The 17,164-nt window shown below is 73.6% G+C and carries 15 protein-coding genes; 4 read left to right on the top strand and 11 right to left on the bottom strand.

The window, feature by feature from the left end:
• Positions 1-69: 69 nt before the first annotated feature.
• Positions 70-1,425, top strand: coding sequence for a solute carrier family 23 protein (locus ACJ6WD_RS36930; protein WP_407617422.1), 1,356 nt, complete (start codon positions 70-72; stop codon positions 1,423-1,425).
• A gap of 11 nt (positions 1,426-1,436) precedes the next feature.
• On the opposite strand, the gene ACJ6WD_RS36925 is transcribed toward ACJ6WD_RS36930, so the two are convergent.
• From ACJ6WD_RS36925 to ACJ6WD_RS36895, 7 genes are all read right to left on the bottom strand, one after another.
• Positions 1,437-2,843, bottom strand: coding sequence for an 8-oxoguanine deaminase (locus ACJ6WD_RS36925; RefSeq protein ID WP_407617421.1), 1,407 nt, complete (start codon positions 2,841-2,843; stop codon positions 1,437-1,439).
• A gap of 244 nt (positions 2,844-3,087) precedes the next feature.
• Positions 3,088-4,290: an MFS transporter gene (locus ACJ6WD_RS36920; protein ID WP_038524077.1), complete on the bottom strand. Its 1,203-nt coding sequence runs from the start codon at positions 4,288-4,290 to the stop codon at positions 3,088-3,090.
• A 98-nt stretch (positions 4,291-4,388) separates the two neighbouring features.
• Positions 4,389-6,164, bottom strand: a complete 1,776-nt coding sequence (locus ACJ6WD_RS36915; RefSeq protein WP_407617420.1) for a M4 family metallopeptidase — start codon at positions 6,162-6,164, stop codon at positions 4,389-4,391.
• 337 nt (positions 6,165-6,501) lie between these two features.
• Positions 6,502-6,795, bottom strand: coding sequence for a hypothetical protein (locus ACJ6WD_RS36910; RefSeq protein WP_037634725.1), 294 nt, complete (start codon positions 6,793-6,795; stop codon positions 6,502-6,504).
• A gap of 140 nt (positions 6,796-6,935) precedes the next feature.
• A complete protein-coding gene (locus tag ACJ6WD_RS36905; RefSeq protein ID WP_407617419.1) occupies positions 6,936-7,934 on the bottom strand; it encodes an alpha/beta hydrolase in 999 nt (332 codons plus the stop codon).
• Positions 7,931-8,683 carry a glucose 1-dehydrogenase gene (locus ACJ6WD_RS36900; RefSeq protein WP_038524083.1) on the bottom strand — a complete coding sequence of 251 codons (753 nt, stop codon included), beginning with the start codon at positions 8,681-8,683 and terminating at the stop codon, positions 7,931-7,933. The genes ACJ6WD_RS36905 and ACJ6WD_RS36900 overlap by 4 nt, the downstream gene beginning before the upstream one ends.
• Positions 8,680-9,807 (bottom strand): LLM class flavin-dependent oxidoreductase, encoded by a 1,128-nt coding sequence (locus ACJ6WD_RS36895; RefSeq protein ID WP_407617418.1) that lies wholly within the window; start codon positions 9,805-9,807, stop codon positions 8,680-8,682. The genes ACJ6WD_RS36900 and ACJ6WD_RS36895 overlap by 4 nt, the downstream gene beginning before the upstream one ends.
• A gap of 138 nt (positions 9,808-9,945) precedes the next feature.
• Between ACJ6WD_RS36895 and ACJ6WD_RS36890 the strand changes: the two genes are divergently transcribed.
• A complete protein-coding gene (locus ACJ6WD_RS36890) occupies positions 9,946-10,599 on the top strand; it encodes a PadR family transcriptional regulator (RefSeq protein ID WP_233661077.1) in 654 nt (217 codons plus the stop codon).
• Here ACJ6WD_RS36890 and ACJ6WD_RS36885 read toward each other — a convergent pair.
• Positions 10,482-11,099, bottom strand: coding sequence for a flavin reductase family protein (locus ACJ6WD_RS36885; protein ID WP_233661078.1), 618 nt, complete (start codon positions 11,097-11,099; stop codon positions 10,482-10,484). The genes ACJ6WD_RS36890 and ACJ6WD_RS36885 overlap by 118 nt on opposite strands.
• Before the next feature lie 157 nt (positions 11,100-11,256).
• On the opposite strand from ACJ6WD_RS36885, the gene ACJ6WD_RS36880 reads away from it, so the two are divergent.
• Entirely contained in the window at positions 11,257-12,903 is a 1,647-nt protein-coding gene (locus ACJ6WD_RS36880; RefSeq protein WP_376557406.1) for a FadD3 family acyl-CoA ligase, read from the top strand.
• A complete protein-coding gene (locus ACJ6WD_RS36875; protein WP_376444258.1) occupies positions 12,900-13,970 on the top strand; it encodes an acyl-CoA dehydrogenase family protein in 1,071 nt (356 codons plus the stop codon). Before ACJ6WD_RS36880 ends, ACJ6WD_RS36875 begins: the two co-directional genes overlap by 4 nt.
• Before the next feature lie 84 nt (positions 13,971-14,054).
• Here ACJ6WD_RS36875 and ACJ6WD_RS36870 read toward each other — a convergent pair whose 3' ends face one another.
• From ACJ6WD_RS36870 to ACJ6WD_RS36860, 3 genes are all read right to left on the bottom strand, one after another.
• Positions 14,055-15,038 (bottom strand): acyl-CoA dehydrogenase family protein, encoded by a 984-nt coding sequence (locus ACJ6WD_RS36870; RefSeq protein ID WP_376444261.1) that lies wholly within the window; start codon positions 15,036-15,038, stop codon positions 14,055-14,057.
• 61 nt (positions 15,039-15,099) lie between these two features.
• Positions 15,100-16,272 (bottom strand): acyl-CoA dehydrogenase family protein, encoded by a 1,173-nt coding sequence (locus ACJ6WD_RS36865; RefSeq protein WP_407617417.1) that lies wholly within the window; start codon positions 16,270-16,272, stop codon positions 15,100-15,102.
• Positions 16,272-17,123, bottom strand: a complete 852-nt coding sequence (locus tag ACJ6WD_RS36860) for an enoyl-CoA hydratase (protein WP_038524102.1) — start codon at positions 17,121-17,123, stop codon at positions 16,272-16,274. The genes ACJ6WD_RS36865 and ACJ6WD_RS36860 overlap by 1 nt, the downstream gene beginning before the upstream one ends.
• Between the last annotated feature and the right edge of the window lie 41 nt (positions 17,124-17,164).

Genomic DNA, 17,164 nt, shown 5'->3' with positions numbered 1-17,164 from the left:
CGCCGCACCGGCAGGGGGCGGGTGCTTTCCCCCCACCGCCCGTCCCCTCCGTGCCCGAGAGGTTCTGTCATGGCCCTGACGCCACGCCGCGCGCCGCTGCGCCGCCCCCGCCCCGTCCCGGCGGACGGCGCCCCGCACCCCGGTCTCGGGCGGACCCTGGGCCTCGGGGTGCAGCACGCACTGGTGATGTACGCGGGCGCGATCGCGGTCCCGTTGATGTTCGGAGCCGGCGCCGGACTGGACGAAGCGGCGGTCAGCACCCTGGTCAACGCGGACATCTTCGTCGCCGGGATCGTCACCGTCGTGCAGAGCCTGGGCGCCGGGCGGTTCCTCGGCGTCCGGCTGCCCCTGGTGACCGGCGGCTCCTTCGTCTGCGCCACCCCCATGATCGTGATCGCTCGGCAGTACGGAATGCCCGCGGTCTACGGCTCGATGATCGCGGCGGGGCTCTTCGGGATGCTGGTCGCGTTCCCCTTCGCCCGGGCGTTGCGGACCTTCCCGCCGCTGGTCAGCGGGGTGGTGATCACCGTCGTCGGACTGGCGCTGATCGGTGCCGCCCCCGGCATGATCGCCGGGCCGGACCCCGCGGCGGCGGACTACGCCCCGCCCGCCCATCTGGCCCTGGCCGGCGGGGTGATCGGCTTCCTGCTGCTGCTCCGGCGGTTCCTGCGCGGCTTCCTGGCCCAGGTGAGCGTGCTGCTGGCGCTGCTGGCGGGGACGCTGGCGGCGCTGCCGATGGGGCTGACCGACTTCTCCGGCGTCGCCGACGCGGACTGGTGGGGGCTGGTCTCCCCGTTCCGCTTCGGGGCCCCCACCTTCCCGCTCGCCGGCGTGGTCTCCCTGTGCGTCGTGATGTTGGTGGTGTTCGCCGAGTCGACCGCGCAGATGATCGCGGTCAGCGAGGCGGTCGAACGGCCGCTGACCGACCGGGCGTTGGGCCGCGGACTGGCCGCCGACGGCCTGTCCGGGGTGCTCGGCGGCGCCATGAACTCCTTCCCCGACACGGTCTTCGCCGGCAACATCGGACTGACCCTCATGACCGGCATCCGCAGCCGGTACGTCACCGCCGCCGGCGGCGTGGTGATGGTGTTCCTGGGGACCCTGCCCAAACTGGGCGAGGCGATCGCCTCCCTGCCCCAACCCGTGATCGGCGGCGCCTCGTTGATCTGCTTCGCCACCGTCGCCGCGGTGGGCATCAACATCCTGCGCCGGGCCGGGCTCGACCACGGGGACAACCTGCTCATCGCGGCGGCGGCGATCGGCACCGGCATGCTCCCGGTCGTCGCCCCGCGCCTGTACCACCGCTTCCCGGAGTGGTGGCAACTGGTGTTCGGCAGCCCCTCGACCGCGGCGCTGGTGGTGGCGCTCGGACTGCACTGCGCGTTCCACCACGGGCGGCGCCGGGTCGAGGGGGCCGAGGTCTGACGGGCGCAGCGTCAGGCGAGGCCCTGCATCCGCCGGGCGACCCGGGCGTGCTCGTTCAACTTCTCGTCAAGTGACGGGAGTTGGAGTGCTCCCTCGTCGACGAGGACACGTCCGCCGACGACCGTGGTCCAGGCCCGCGACGGGGCGCAGCGCAGCCACGCCTCGACCGGGTCGGTGAGCGCCCCGGCCAGCGCCACTTGGGGGGTGTCCCAGACGACGAGGTCCCCGCAGGCGCCCGGGCGCAGCTGTCCCAACTCGTCCGCGCGGCCCAGGCAGCGGGCCGAGCCGCGGGTGGCGATATCCAGGGCGTCCCGGGCGGTCATCGCCGACGGGCCGCCGCGGTAGCGACCCAGCAGCAGGGCGCTGCGGGTCTCCAGCCACAGCGAGGCGTGGTCGGTGGAGGCGGAGCCGTCGCAGCCGATGCCGACCGGCATGCCCAGTCCGCGCATCTCCCGGACCGCCGCCGTCCCGCCGGCGATCAGCATGTTGGAACTGGGACAGTGCGCCACCCCGACCCCGGCGGCGGCGAGCCGGGCGCGCTCCTCCTTGGTGGGGTGGATGCAGTGCGCCACCCACGTGCGGTCGGTCATCCAGCCGACCGACTCGAAGTACTCGACGGGCCGGCAGCCGTAGGTCTCCAGGCAGTAGGCGTCCTCGTCCGGGTCCTCGGCGAGGTGGGTGTGCAGCCGGACGTCGAGCCGCTCGGCCAACTCGGCGGTCGCGGCCATCAGTTCCCGGGTCACCGAGAACGGTGAGCAGGGCGCGAGGGCGACTTGGGTCAGCGCGCCCGGGGCCGGATCGTGGTAGGTCTGCACCAGTCGCTCGCTGTCCGCCAGCACCTCCTCGGCGGTCTGGGTGACCGAGCGGGGCGGCAGCCCGCCGTCCTCGGTCGAGCGGGTCATCGAGCCGCGGGTGGCGTGGAAGCGGAAGCCCACCTCCTGGGCGGTGCGGATCTGGGCGTCGATCAGGCGCGGCCGCGGATGGACGTAGTGGTGGTCCATCGAGGTGGTGCAGCCGCCCAGCAGCAGTTCCGCGATGCCGACGTAGGTGGCGAGGTGCACGGCCTCCTCGTCGAGGGCGTCCCACAGCGGGTAGAGGGTGGTGAGCCAGGTGAAGAGGGTGCCGTTCACGGCCGGGGCGTAGGCGCGGGTGAGGTTCTGGTACATGTGGTGATGGGTGTTGATCAGCCCGGGGGTGACCAGGCGACCGGCGGCGGAGAGGGTGCGGGTGGCGCCCGCCGGCTCGGAGCCGGCGGGCCCGTACGCCGCGACCCGGCCGTCCCGGAGGGCGATCCAGCCGCCGGGCACCTCGGTGTCACCGTCGATGACGAGCAGGCGGGCGTCCCGGACGAGCAGGTCGCAGTGGTCCGTCGGGTCGGCGGTGCCGTCCGGACGGGCGTGGTGGTGGGTGTCGGCCATGCGAGGACTCCTGTGATGCGGTGTGCCGAGGCTCCGGCACGGGGCACGATGGATGCGCGCGGGCCCTGTACCGGTGTGGTGCGCGGCCACCGGATCGTCACCGCCGGGCCTGCCGGCGGGCGGGCGGTCCTCCTCCTTGACGTCTCACGTCCCTGGGATGGGGACGTAACTCGGCGCGGTGCACACGTCGTTGGAGCCCTGCCCGGAATTGGCCGGGCCAGTCCCCGGCCCGTCGCCGGCGGCGTCAGGCCGGCCGGTGCGCCGGCAGCGGGCGCCGCAGCACGTACCCGCCGACCGCCACCGCCACCGCGATGACGCACCCCGCGAAGGCCAGCCCCGCGCCGCGCAGTCCCAGCGCCATGGTCAGGGCGCCGACGCCCACCACCGGCAGGGAGATGCCGAGGTAGGCGACGAGGAAGAAGGCGGAGAGGGTGCCGCCGCGGTGCTCCGGCGGGGCGGCGGCGCTCACCGCGGTCAGTCCGGCACGGAAGGCCAGGCCCTGGCCGGTGCCGCCGCAGAGCGCGCCGGCGACCAGGACGGGCAGCGACGCCGTCGCGAGCGAGGTCCCCACCAGCACCAGCCCCACCACCAGGATCAGGCAGCCGGCCGGCAGCGCGGCGCGGACGCCGATCCGACCGGTCAGCGACTGGCCGAGGGTCGAGCCGAGGAAGACCGTGCAGACGACCGCCCCGGACACCGCGAGGTTGTGCACGCCGAGGGTCTGCGCGACGAAGCTCGGGGCGATCGCGGTGAACAGTCCGAGCAGGGCGAAGCCGGCGAACGCGGCGACCGCGGCGGGTGCGAACACCCCGCGGACCGCCGGGGGGATCACCAGCCCCTGGGGACGCAGGGACCGCGGACGGTGCGGATGCGCGACGGTCTCCGGCAGGAACCAGGTCACCAGCCCGGCGAGGAGCAGCAGGAGGAGGTGGACGAGGAAGGGGAGGGCGAGTGGCCGGGGCGCGTACTGCGCGAGCAGACCGGCCAGTAGTGGGCCGCAGCCCAGGCCGCCCATGTTGGCGGCGGTGGCCGCGAAACCGGCCCGGGACTCCCGGCCGGGGCGGGCCAGTTCCAGGACGGCGGCGGTGGCGGCGCCGCTGAACAGCCCGGCGGCGAAGCCGGACAGCACCCGGCCGAGCAACAGCAGCGGCAGCCCGCCCTCGAAGAGGAAGCACCCGGCGCTCGCCGCCGACAGGCCCAGCGCCGTGAACAGCACCGGTCGCCGACCTGTCTGGTCGGAGAGGTTGCCCGCGCCGAACAGGACGGTGATCACGCCGAGGGCGTAGGTGGCGAAGACCACGGTCACCATCAGCTCGGAGAAGCCCAGTTGTTGGCGGTAGAGCCCGTAGAGCGGGGTGGGCAGGGTCGTTCCCGCCATGCCGATCGCGAAGACGCCCGCCGCGGCGGGGCTGCCGGGGCGACGGGTCGGGCCGGTGCGCACGGTCATGGCGTCAACGTAGGCGGCGGCACCGCGCCCCGGCCAGGACGCGGTGCCGCCGCGCGTGGCGGGGCACCGCGTCCCGTGGGGCAGTCGCGCCGAGCGGGTCAGCGGGTGGGTGCGTTGGCCGCGGTGACGTTGACGGCGGCCCAGGCGCGGTCGACCGTCCGGTAGGCGGTGCTGGTAGCGCCGTACAGGTCCTTGGCGGCCTGGAGGGTGGCGGTCCGGGCGTCGTGGAAGTCGGTCGTGGAGACCATGTAGCGGGTGAGCGCCCGGTAGAAGATCGCCGTCGCCTTGTCCCGGCCGATGCCGGTCACCTTGGCGCCGTCGTAGGTGGGGGAGTCGTAGGCGACCTTGCCGATGGTCTTCTTGCCGCTGCCCTCGGCCAGCAGGTAGAAGGCGTGCGAGGAGACGCCGGAGCCGGCGTGCACCTCGGTGTCGTAGGTGTCCTTCGACCAGTAGTCGACGGCCCCTTCGAGCTTGTCCAGGGACGGCTCGTCCAGCCGGCGCAGGAACTTCTGGGCCAGGCCGAGGTTCTCGCCCATGAGGTAGTTGGGCGGGTTCTTCGGGTTGTTGGTGGCGAACTCCACCGCGCTGCCGAAGATGTCCGCGAGCGATTCGTTGAGGGCGCCCGGCTCGCCGAACTGGCGGCCCTCGGCGTCGACGCGGGTGGGCTGGAGGTTCGCGGTGGCGTCGACCACGCCGTGGGTCAGCTCGTGGCCGGTGACGTCGAGGACCACCAGCGGCTTGGTGAAGAGCTGGCCGTCGCCGTCGCCGTAGAGCATGCAGCCGCAGTCCGAGGACCAGAAGGCGTTGCCGACGTTCTTGCCGTAGTGGACCAGGGCGTGCGCGCCGGCCCCGTCGTTCTTGATGCCGTTGCGGCCGAAGGTCTTCTTGTAGAAGTCCAGGGTGCTGGTGATGCCGAACTGGGCGTCGACCGCGGCGGTGGCCCGGTTGGCGGTGGTGCCGTCGCCCCAGCGGTTGGTGCCGTTGACGAGCGGCTTGGCGCTGATGAACTTCTCCAGCTCCTTGCCGCCGGCGTCCCGCGTCTCGGTGTTGCCGCGGGTGCCGTCGCGCAGGACGAAGGCGTTCTTCGCGGTCTGCGTGGTGGACAGCGGCACCGTGCCGACGAAGAGGGACGCGCCGGTGCCGGTGGCCCGCGCCGGGAAGCTGCCGGCGGTGGACTTGCTCGGGGCGGTCGGGGTGGCGGCCGCACCGGGCTTGGGGGTGGGACGCTCGCCGCGCTGCCGGAGCTTTCGCAGGACGGAGGGGGAGAGGAACGGGTCGTTGACCGGCACGTTGCTCAGGACGCCGCCGGTGGTGGCGTCGACGACGACGGTCCGGGCGCCGCCGGCCTCGGCGGTGCGGCTGTCGGTGACCTGCACCTGGTAGGCGAGGGTGGTGCGGCCCTCCCGGGCGTCGACGACGAGTTGGGGCTCGCCGGCGGTGCCCTGCGCCACGGCGGCGGCCTTGGTGGCGGCCTGGCCGGCCGACAGTTTCGGGTCGGTGGCGGGGAGGTCGACCCGGTGCCGGGCGGCCCGGGTCACGCCCTGGTAGGCGGAGTCCGCACCGAGGTGGACGACCAGGTCGCCGCCGAGCACCGGCAGGCCGCGGTGGATGCGGACGAACCGCACGTGCCGGCGGCCGTCGGGGTCGACCAGGGTGTCGGTGGCCTTGAGGGTGTCCTGCTGGCTGACGCCGGTGGTCGCGGAGTGCGCGTAGGCGGCGGCGCGGGCGGCGGCCACGAGCGAGGGGGTGCCGGTGGCCGAGGAGGCGGCGGGGGAGGCCGGGGCCGCGACGGCGGCGCCGGCGGTGAGGGTGGCGGCCGTGCTGACGGCCAGGGCTATCGCCAGGCGGCGGCTGCGTATGTGGGGTCTACGCACAGTGTGGCGTCCTTATGTGCTGTGGACGGTGGCATGCGCCAACCGCCCGTACACGCGGTGGCGTTGCACACCGCGGGGGCCGTCCGGCCCCGCACAGACCCTGGTATGTCTGGCATGAGCATGTAAAGAGGAATGATCAATTTTCGGTGCTAGATAGTCAAAAATTGATAATTGATCAGCTTTAGGTAGTCGGAAGATGACCAAGTGTGTTCTGAGGGGGAAGACTCACCGAGGCGCACGGGGGTTGTGCGGGGCGCGGAGGAATTTCCGGGCACGACGACGGCCGGGGCGGCGGCTGCCGTCCCGGCCGGGTTCGATCAGGGGTGCTCCGGCGGCGCTAGCCGGTGCGGAAGAGCTCCTCCAGCGACGCCTGCGCCTTCTCGCCGCCGCGGACCGCCTCGACGACGGCCTGGTGGAAGGCGCGGCTGTCCGCCTCCGAATGGCAGGGGACGGGGCTGCCGATCATGGTGTACCAGTCCGAGGACCCGGTGTACTGGACGGCGACGTGCGCCTCGTCCTCCGACCACGTGGTGTGGATGGTCAGGTCCCCCTGCATGGGACCGACCTCCTCGGTCTGCACCGCGCCGGGGCGGGCGTGGATCCCCACCGTGGTCCAAGATGCCCAGGTCATGTCGTTCCCCTCGGTCCCCAGGCCCCGGCCGGCCGCCGGGCGCGGTGCTTCAAGTCTGGCACTCGACGTGCGGCGGCGCACCGCATCGACGGGCCGTCACGGCTCCCCCGCACACTGTCACCATCCTCGCCACCCGGCCCTCACCGGCTCGTCACGCCGCGGTCACACAGGGTGCCGGACAGCCACGCGGTGGCCGCCTCCAGCGCGGCGTCCGCGGCCGGCAGCGCACCGACCGCGCCGAGGAACCCGTGGAAGGTGCCCGGATGTTCGTCCACCCGCACCGCGACGCCGGCGGCCCGCAGCGCCCGCCCGTAGGCGCGCCCTTCGTCCCGGAGCGGGTCGCACTCGGGCAGCACCAGCAGCGCGGGCGGCAGACCGGTGAGGTCCGCGGCGCGTCCGGGGGCGGCGTACGGGTGCTCCCGGTCGCCGTCCGGGCCCAGGTACTGGTCCCAGTACCACTGCATGTGGGCCGTGGTGTGGAAGAAGCCGGTGGCGTAGTCGACGGGCGAGCGGCCCGCGAGCCGGGGGTCGAGCGCCGGGTAGGCCAGCAGCTGGGCGGCGAGCGGGGGCCCGCCGCGGTCCCGGGTCATCAGGGTGACGGCGGCGGCGAGGTTGCCCCCGCTGGAGTCGCCCGCGACGGCCACCCGGGCCGGGTCGCAGCCCAGCTCCGCGGCGTGCGCGACGGCCCACCCGGTCGCCGCGTAGGCGTCCTCGGCGGCGGCCGGGAAGCGGTCCTCCGGGGCCCGGCGGTAGTCCACCGAGACCACCACCGCGTCGCAGCGCCGGGCGAGTTGCCGGCAGAGCCCGTCGTGGGTGTCCAGGTCGCACAGGACCCAGCCGCCGCCGTGGAAGAAGACGACCAGCGGGCGGGGGCCGGTGGCGGGGGCGTCCGGGCGGTAGACGCGGAGGGGGAGGGCGGGTGCGCCGGGCGGGCCGGGCACGGTGCGGTCGGTCGAGGTCACCGTGCCGTCGCCGGGTTCGGGCGGCGCGGCCCGGGAGGCGCGGCGCAGTGCGCCGGCGTCCAGCGGGCCGCGCGCCGGGTCCGGGAAGCCCGCGGACATCGCGTCCACGATCCGCCGGGCCAGCGGGGAGAGCGGGTCGGGGGCGCCGGACGCGGGGCCCGGCCGGGCGTCGGTCATCGGGTGGTCAGCCCCCCGTCCACGGCGAACTCCGCACCGGTGATGTACGCGGAGGCGTCGGAGGCCAGGAAGCGCACCAGCTCCGCGACCTCGTCGGGGCGGCCGACGCGGCGCAGCGGCACCCGCGGCCACTCCTGCTCGCCGGGTGCCGGGCCCAGGACGTCCGCCACCATGGGCGTGTCGATCATGCCGGGGTGGACGGAGTTGACCCGGATCCGGTCTCCGGCCAGGTCGAGCGCGGCGGACTTGGTGAGCCCGCGCAGCCCGAACTTGCTCGCCCCGTAGGCGGAGTGCCCCGGGATGCCCCGGAGCCCGGCGGTCGAAGAGATGTTGACGATCGAGCCGCCGCCGGCGTTCCGCAGGGCCGGGACGGCCGCCTGGATGCCGAGGAAGGGGCCGAGGAGGTTGACCCGCATCAGCAGCGCGAAGTTCTCCTCGGTCTCCTGGTCGACCGGCGCGGTCCGCCACAGGGCGGCGTTGTTCACCAGGACGTCCAGCCGCCCGAAGGCGGTGACCGCGGTGTCGACGACCGTCCGCCAGCCGTCCGCGTCGGTGACGTCGTGCCGGACGAACCGGGCCGCGTCGCCCAGCTCGGCGACGAGTGCCCGGCCCTCCTCCTCGCGGACGTCGCCGAGCACCACCCGGGCGCCGCAGGCCACGAACAGGCGCGCCTCGGTCGCGCCCTGTCCGCGCCCGGCGCCGGTGATCACCGCGACCTTGCCGTCCAACCGCGCCGCGTCGGTCGTCATGCCTGCTCCTCCAGCGCCCGGAAGTGCGGGATGACCGTCTCGCCCCAGTGCCGGATGGTCTCCAGGCAGGCATCCTGCGGCACGGTGCCCATCTGGATCAGGCACATCACCTCGTCCACGCCGATCTCGCGCAGCTGCTCGACGTAGGCGATGGCGTCCTGGGGGGTGCCGTAGGCGTGCTGGGCGTTGTAGGTGCCGGTGTCGACCGGGCGGGCGGGGATGTTGGCCTCGTGCAGCTTGGCGACCAGCTCGTCGCGGTCCTGCGCCAGCGCGGCGACGTGGTCGTCGTGCTCGTCGTGGACGGTGGGCGCCGGGCCGTTGCCGTACCAGTGGGCGATCGCCTCGGCGAAGAACCGCTGACCGCGGGTGCCGATGCGGTAGGCGGCCGGCCCGTCGTCCAGCACGATGGTCGGGCAGAGCGCGGAGAAGTGGTCGTTGGTCTCGGTGGAGACCAGCCGGTCGCCGCCGCGGGTGGCGATCGCCTCGTCGTAGACCTTGCGCATGGTGCGCACGTCGTCCGCGCCGGCGAAGCCCATCACCAGGGCGCCGATGCCGAGTTCGGCGGCGAGCTTGAGGGTGTCGTGCTTGCTGCACGCCATGAACAGCGGCGGGTGCGGGCCCTGGACGGGCCGCGGCAGGATCGCACCGGGGCCGATGTCGAGCCCGCCGTGCCACTCGAAGGTCTCCTCCCGCCAGGCGTTGCTGAAGATCTTCAGCGCCTCCTCCATCTGCGGGTAGGTGTCCTCGGGGCGGACCCCGTACATCGACATCTCCTGCTTGGTGGCGCCGCGGCCGGCGCCGATGTCCACCCGGCCGCCGGAGAGCACGTCGAGCATCGCGGCCCGCTCGGCGACCCGCACCGGGTGCTGGTAGCCGAACGGCATGGTGACCACGCCATGGCCGATCCGGATGCGGGAGGTCCGGGCGGCGACCCAGGTGAGGAAGATCTCCGAGGCGCTCATGTGCGCGTACTGGGTGAGCGAGTGGTGCTCCACCGCCCAGATGCGGTCGAAGCCCATCTCCTCTGCGTAGACGGCCTGTTCGACGCAGTCGTGGATGACCTGGCGCTCCCGTTCGGGCGTCGGGTCGGCGAGCTGTGCCTCGAAGATCATCGAGAACTTCACGGAACTGCCTCCTCTGTTCTGGAGGTGCGGAGACTATTTCTAATAGGAATATGTCTAGCAGGTATACATGGCGAGTGGGAAGGGGGGCCGACGATGTCCCGTCAGGTGGGGGACCAGGGAGGCCGTAGACTGCGGAGCGTGACGGAGAAGAAGGCGCACGGAGCGCAGGCCGGGGTCGACGCGGAGCGTCCGGCGCTGCCGGCGACCAGCTGGGCGGTGCTCGGACTCCTCTCCTTCGGTGAGGAGTTGTCCGGTTACGACCTCAAGAAGTGGTCGGACTGGTCGCTGCGCTTCTTCTACTGGAGCCCGTCGTTCAGCCAGATCTACGGCGAGCTCAAGCGCCTGGAGAAGGTCGGCTACGTCAGCTCGCGGATGGTCGCCCAGGAGACCGGTAACCGCGACAAGCGGGTCTACGTCATCACCGACGAGGGCATGGCGGCGGTCCGCCGGTGGGCGCGCGAGGCGCCCGTGGAGCCGCCGGTGCTCAAGCACGGCGTGATGCTGCGGCTCTGGCTGGGGCACCTGCTGGAGGTCGAGCAGATGCGCGACGTGCTCGGCCGGCACCGGGAGTACGCGGAGACGATGCGGCAGCGCGCCGAGGCGGACGCCGCCGGCGCCCGCGCCGAAGCGGCCTGGGCCTACCCGTCGCTCGCGCTGAAGTGGTCGGAGCGGTACTACGCCTCCGAACGCGACCTGGCGGACGCGATGCTGGCCGATTTGGACGAGATGGTAGCCGCCGACGGCACTGACGGCACCGACGGCGCCGACGGCGAAGCGGTCAACCGCCCGTAGGTGCGCCGGAAGTAGAGCAGCGGGCTGGTCTCGCGCAGCCGCTCCGGCGGCGTCAGGGCGGTGACCCGGCCGAGCGCGATCAGGTGGTCGCCGCCGGGCAGCACGTCCGCGAGTTCGCACTCGATGGTGGCGAGCGCCGCGGTCAGCAGCGGCGCGCCGTTGACGCCGGAGCGCCAGTCGACGTCGGTGAACTTGTCGCCGCCGGTGACCGCGAACTGCCGGCACAGGTCCTCCTGGTCGGCGGCGAGGACGTTCACCGCGAACCGGCCGGCGGCACTGATCTTCGGCCAGGTCGTGGACGTCCCGGCCGGGCAGAAGCACACCAGCGGCGGGTCCAGGGAGACCGAGGAGAACGACTGGACGGCCATGCCGGTCGGTTGGCCGTCGGACTGGATCGCGGTGATCACGGCTACGCCGGTGCAGAAGCGACTGAGCGTGTCGCGCATCGCGGCGTCGTCGAACGACGTGGTGGGGGCGGTGGGCGGGATGTAGGTGGACACGCGTCCTCCCGAGGTGGGGTGAATTTCTCTACGTGTTTCTACTAGGTATATGCCTAACCGAAACACTGTGATTGGATACCGGCCACGTCCGCACGTCAAGTAGGCGGTTCCGCACCACACACCGCCGTCACCTCCGAGCAAGGGAGCGGGAGGGCCAATGACCTGGGCACACCACACCCCTCAAGGGCCGCCGCAGCCGGCGGCACCGGCCACCGTCGCACAACTCGCCGCCCACGCGGCCCGCGCCCACGGTGACCGGGAGGCGCTGTCCGACGGTGAAGTCCGTTGGACGTTCACCGAGTTGGAGAAGGAGGTCGCCGCCGCGGCACGGGCCGCGCTCGCCCACGGCGTCCGGCACGGGGACCGGATCGCGGTCTGGGCCCCCAACTGCCGCCAGTGGATCACCGCAGTCCTCGGCGCGGTCTCCGTCGGCGCCGTCCTCGTGCCCCTCAACACCCGTTACAAGGCTGCCGAGGCCGCCGACATCATCCGGCGCAGCGGCGCCACCGTGCTGTTCACCGCCCGCGGCTTCCTCGGCTGCGACTACGACGACCTGCTGCACGACTCCGGCGAGGACCTCGGGCGGCTGCGCAGCACCGTGCTGCTCCGCGACGACGGCCCGCCCCGGGACGGGGAGCGCCCCGGCACGGTCACCTACGACGCCTACCTGGCGGCCGGCCGGCAGGTGGACGACGCCGAACTGGCCGCCCGCACCGACGCCGTAGGCCCCGACGACCTGTCCGACATCCTCTTCACCTCCGGCACCACCGGCCGCCCCAAGGGCGTGCTCGCCACCCACGGCCAGACCATGCGGGTCTTCGACGCCTGGGCGCGACTGGTCACCCTGCGTGCCGGCGACCGCTACCTGCTGGTCAACCCCTTCTTCCACACCTTCGGCTACAAGGCCGGGATCCTGGCCTGCCTGCTGCGCGGCGCCACCATGCTGCCCGAGCAGGTCTACGACGCCGACCGGATCCTGCGGCGCACCGCCGAGGAGCGGATCAGCGTCCTGATGGGTCCGCCGACCGTCTTCCACGGGCTGCTCCACCATCCGGAACGGGACCGGTACCGGCTGGACTCGCTGCGACTGGCCGGCACCGGCGCCGCCCTGGTGCCCGCCGAACTCGTGCTGCGGATCCGCGCGGAACTCGGCATCCCGGACGTCTTCACCGCCTACGGGCTGACCGAGTCCGCCGGGGTCGTCTGCATCTGCCCGACCGACGCCGACGCCGAGACCCTCGCGCACACCGTCGGACCGCCGCTGCCCGGCACCGAACTGCGCATCGTCGACCCGGCCAACCAGCCGCTGCCGCCGGGCGAGCCGGGCGAGGTGGTGGTCCGCGGCTACCACGTCATGCCCGGCTACCTCGACGACCCCGCCGCCACCGCGGCGGCCGTGGACGCCGACGGCTGGCTGCACACCGGCGACGTCGGCGTCCTCGACGACCGCGGCTTCCTCACCCTCACCGACCGCATCAAGGACATGTACGTCGTCGGCGGCTTCAACGCCTATCCGGCGGAGGTGGAACGGGTGCTGCGCGATCACCCGGCGATCGGCGAGGTGGCCGTGGTCGGGGCGCCCGACGAGCGGCTCGGCGAGGTCGGAGTGGCGTTCGTCGTCCCCGCCGACGGCACCGCCCCCGACCCGCAGGAGCTGACCGACTGGGCCCGCGCACGGCTGGCCAACTTCAAGGTGCCACGGCGCTACCACCTCGTACCGGAACTGCCGCGCAACGCCGGCGGCAAGATCCTCAAGGGCGAACTGCGCCGGACGGCCAGGAACGAAGGGAGCAACGGCGGATGAGGCCGACCGAGGAACAAGAGGAACTGCGGTCCGCGGTACGCCAGTTGCTGGCGCGGCAGCCCGGCCCGGACGCCTGGGGCCCGCTCGCCGGGCAGATCGGCGCGGCCGGACTGGCGGTGCCCGAGGAGCACGGCGGGGCCGGCTGCGGACCCCTCGAAGTCCACGTGGTGATGGAGGAGTTGGGGCGCGCACTGGCGCCCGTGCCCTTCCTGGGGTCCGCGGTGCTGACCACCCAGGCACTGCTCGCCTGCGGCGACGCCGCACTGCTCCCCGCTCTCGCCGAGGGGCGCGCGGTGGGCGCCCTGGCCTGGGCCGAGGACGGTTCCTGGGAGCCGGCCGCGATCCGCGCCGCGGCCCACCGCGGCCCGGACGGCGGCTGGCGGCTGACCGGCACCAAGGACCACGTCCTGGACGGCGCGGACGCCACGCTGCTGGTGGTGGCCGCCCGCACCGCCGCCGGGGTCGCGCTCTTCGAGGTCCCGGTGGACGGGCCCGGCGTGCGCCGCGAGCGGCTGGTGCCGATGGACCCGACCCGGGCGCAGGCCCGGATCGCGCTGGACGGGGCCGCGGGCCGGCTCCTGGGCGCCGACGGCGACGGCGAGCGGGTGCTGGCCCGGGTGCGCGACCTGGGGAGCGTGGCGCTCGCCGCCGAGCAGGTCGGGGCGGCCGAACGCTGTTTGGAACTGACCGTCGCCTACGCCCGGGAACGCGTGCAGTTCGGCCGCCCCATCGGCTCCTTCCAGGCCGTCAAGCACCGGTTGGCGGACGCCTACGTGCAGGTGGAGGCGGCCCGGTCGATCGCGCTCGGCGCCGCGTACGCCGCCGCGGACGGTGCGGCGGAGCTGACGCGGTACGCCGCGGCCGCCAAGTCCGCCTGCTCGGAGGCGTTCTCGGCGGTGGCCGGGGAGACCATCCAACTGCACGGCGGCATCGGCATCACCTGGGAGCACGACGCCCACCGCTACTTCAAACGAGCCCACGGCAGCGCCCAGCTCCTCGGTGCGCCCGCCGCGCACCGGCGGCGCCTGGCCGCGGAACTGGAGCTGGAACCCCGTCAAGTGGCCTGATCCACCGCCGACATGACGGAGCACAGGCGTCGGCCCCGTACTCCCGGAGCACCTCCGGGAGTACGGGGCCGACGTCCGTGCGGGCTATCCGGCCAGGACCCGGGCCCGGCAGTCGGCCGGGGTTCCCCAGGCGTCCCGCAGGGGGCGGGCCTTGCGGATCCACAACGAGAGGTCCGGCTCGTCGGTGTAGCCGACCGCGCCGTGCAACTGGAGGGCGGCGCGGGCCGCCGCGTAGCACGCCTCGCCGGCCGCCACCTTCGCGGCGGCCACGTCCGCACCGGCCGACGGGGCGCCGCCGGCCAGTGCCAGGGCCGCCGCGTGCACCAGCGGCTGGGCGAACTCCAACCCGATCAGGACGTCCGCCAGTCGGTGCTTGACCGCCTGGAAGGAGCCGATCGCCCGCCCGAACTGGGTGCGTTGGCGCACGTAGTCGACGGTTCCGGTGAGCAGGGCCCGTCCCAGGCCGAGTGCCTGGGCGGCGGTCAGCAGCCGGGCGAGGGCGACGGCGTGTCCGGCGGCCGCGGTGACCGCCGGGCCGCGGGCGAGGACGGTGCCGCCGAGCGGCCGGGACACCCGCCGGGCCGGATCGAGGGTGGCCTGGACCGGACCGTGGGTCTCGGTGCGGCACACCGTGTCGCCCCCGACGACCAGGACGGTGTCGGCGGCGTCCGCGTCGAGGGCGAACGGGGCGCCGTCCGCGCACAGTCCGACCACGGCGTCACCCGCGGCGATCCGCGGCAGCCAGTCGGCCGCCGCACCGGCGTCGCCCAACCGGCCCAGGAAGGCCGCCGCCGCGACCGTCTCCACCAGCGGTCCAGGGACCGCGTGCCGACCCAACTCGACGAAGGCGACGGCTAGTTCGAGGGGGAGCGGGCCCATCCCGTCGTGTTCCTCGGGGACCGCGAGTGCGAACACCCCGGTCTCGGCGAGCCGGGTCCACAGGGCGCGACCCGGCTTGTGCTCGCCGGCCGCCCAGGCACGCACCGCGGTGGCGGTGTCGGCCGCGCCCAGCAGGGCGTCCAGGGTGCGGGCGAAGTCCCGTTGCTCCTCGGTCAGCAGGAAGGGCATGGGTGGGCCCCTCCCGCGAGACCGGTGCGGACCGGGCCGCCCCGGACCGTTCGGTGCTGCGTCATGCCCGGGCCTCCTTCGGCAGGCCGAGCAGCCGCTCGGCGATGATGTTGCGTTGGATCTCGTTGGTGCCGGCGTAGATGGGCCCGGCGAGGGAGAAGGTGTAGCCCTCGGCCCAACTCCCGTGTGCGGGCGCGTCGTCGGCGTCGTCGGCGAGCATGCCGTAGGGGCCCAGCAGGTCCAGTGCGGTGTCGTGCAGGGCGATGTCCAGCTCCGACCAGAAGACCTTGTTGAGGCTGGACTCGGCGCCGAGCGTGCCGCCGGCGGCGATCCGGGAGGCGTTGGCGTGGGTGAACAGCTGGTAGGCGCGGGCGCCGATCACCGCGTCGGCGACCCGGTCGCGCAGTGCGGTGTCGGCCGGGTCGCCGCTCTCCCGCCACAGCGCGGTGAGCCGGTCGGCGGCGGCGGTGAACCGGCCGGGGCTGCGCAGGGTCAACCCGCGCTCGTTGCCGGCGGTGCTCATCGCCACCCGCCAGCCCTGGCCGGGCTCGCCGATGACGTCCGCGTCGGGGACGAACACGTCGTCGAGGAAGAGCTCGGCGAAGGCCGGTTTGCCGTCCAGTCGGCCGATCGGCCGCACCGTCACGCCGGGTGCGTCCAGCGGGAACATCAGGTAGGTCAGGCCCTGGTGCGGGCGGGCCGTTCCCGGCTCGCTGCGGAACAGCCCGAACGCGCGGTCGGCGAAGGCGGCCCGGGACGACCAGGTCTTCTGCCCGCGCAGCAGCCAGCCGCCGTCGGTCCGCACGGCCGTGGAGCGCAGCGCCGCCAGGTCCGAACCGGCCTCCGGCTCGGACCACGCCTGGGCCCAGATGACCTCACCGGTCGCCATCGGGCCGAGGATGCGGGCGCGCTGCTCCGCGGTGCCGTGCTCGAAGAGGGTGGGGGCGAGGAGGTTGATGCCGTTCTGGCTGACCCGGCCGGGGGCGCCCGCGGCGTAGTACTCCTCCTCGAAGGCCAGCCACTGGAAGAGGGTGGCGCCCCGGCCGCCGAACTCGGCCGGCCAGGAGACCACCGACCAGCGGTCGGCGGCGAGTTGCCGTTCCCAGGCACGGTGTGCCGTGAAGCCCTCGCGGGTCTCCAACGACGGCAGGGGCGTCGCGGGGACGTGCGCGGCGAGCCAGGCGCGGGCCTCGGCCCGGAACACGGCGTCGGCGTCGCTTGCCTCCAGGTCCATCAGGAACCGGCCTCCTTCATCTTCTTGATGTCCATCCCGCCCAGCGAGTCCCGGGCGGTCTCGGCGTTGTGGGCGTGCGCGAGGTGGTGCAGGCCGAAGACGGAGTCCAGGCCGGTGTGCAGCCCCTGGAGGTCCTCGGCCTGGTTGACGGCGCGCTTGGTCAGCGCCAGGCCCATCCGCGGCATCTCGGCGATCCGCTCCGCCAACTCCCGTGTCTTCGCGGCGAGTTCGGCGCGCGGGACGACGCGGTTGACCATGCCCAGTTCGTACGCCCGCTGGGCCGGCATGCGGTCGCCGGTGTACAGGAACTCCTTGGCGATCCGCGGCGGCAGCACCCACGGGTGGGCGAAGTACTCCACGCCGGGGATGCCCATCCGCACGACCGGGTCGGCGAAGAAGGCGTCGTCGGCGGCGACGATCAGGTCGCAGATCCAGGCCAGCATCAGACCGCCGGCCACGCACGCCCCCTGGACCGAGGCGATCACGGGCTTGGGCAGCTCCCGCCAGCGGCGGCACATCCCCAGGTAGACCTCGGACTCGCGGGCGAAGCGGCTCTCCGCGCCGGTCTTGTCCGAGTGGTCCCACCACAGTCCGGCCTTGCGGTCGAAGGGCAGGTGGGCGTCCCGGCCCGGGCTGCCGATGTCGTGGCCGGCGGAGAAGTGCCGGCCCTCGCCGGCCAGCACCACGACCTTGACCTCGTCGTCCTCCGCCGCGCGGTAGAAGGCGCGGTCCAAGGCGTAGGTCATCGCGGAGTTCTGGGCGTTGCGGTAGTCCGGTCGGTTCAACGTGACGGTGGCGACCGGGCCTTGCCGGGCGTAGCGCACCACGGACGTTTCCTCGCTGGCGGTCATCGGCGACCTCCTTCCCTAACAAGTGTTTGGTAGGTTAACGT

Origin of the sequence: Streptomyces sp. VTCC 41912, from assembly GCF_045799175.1 — a bacterium.
In the GTDB taxonomy this organism is placed as follows: Bacteria; Actinomycetota; Actinomycetes; order Streptomycetales; family Streptomycetaceae; genus Streptomyces; species Streptomyces albulus_C.
The sequence above is the reverse complement of the archived record's forward strand: the minus strand, read 5'-3'. Positions and strand labels throughout refer to the sequence as shown.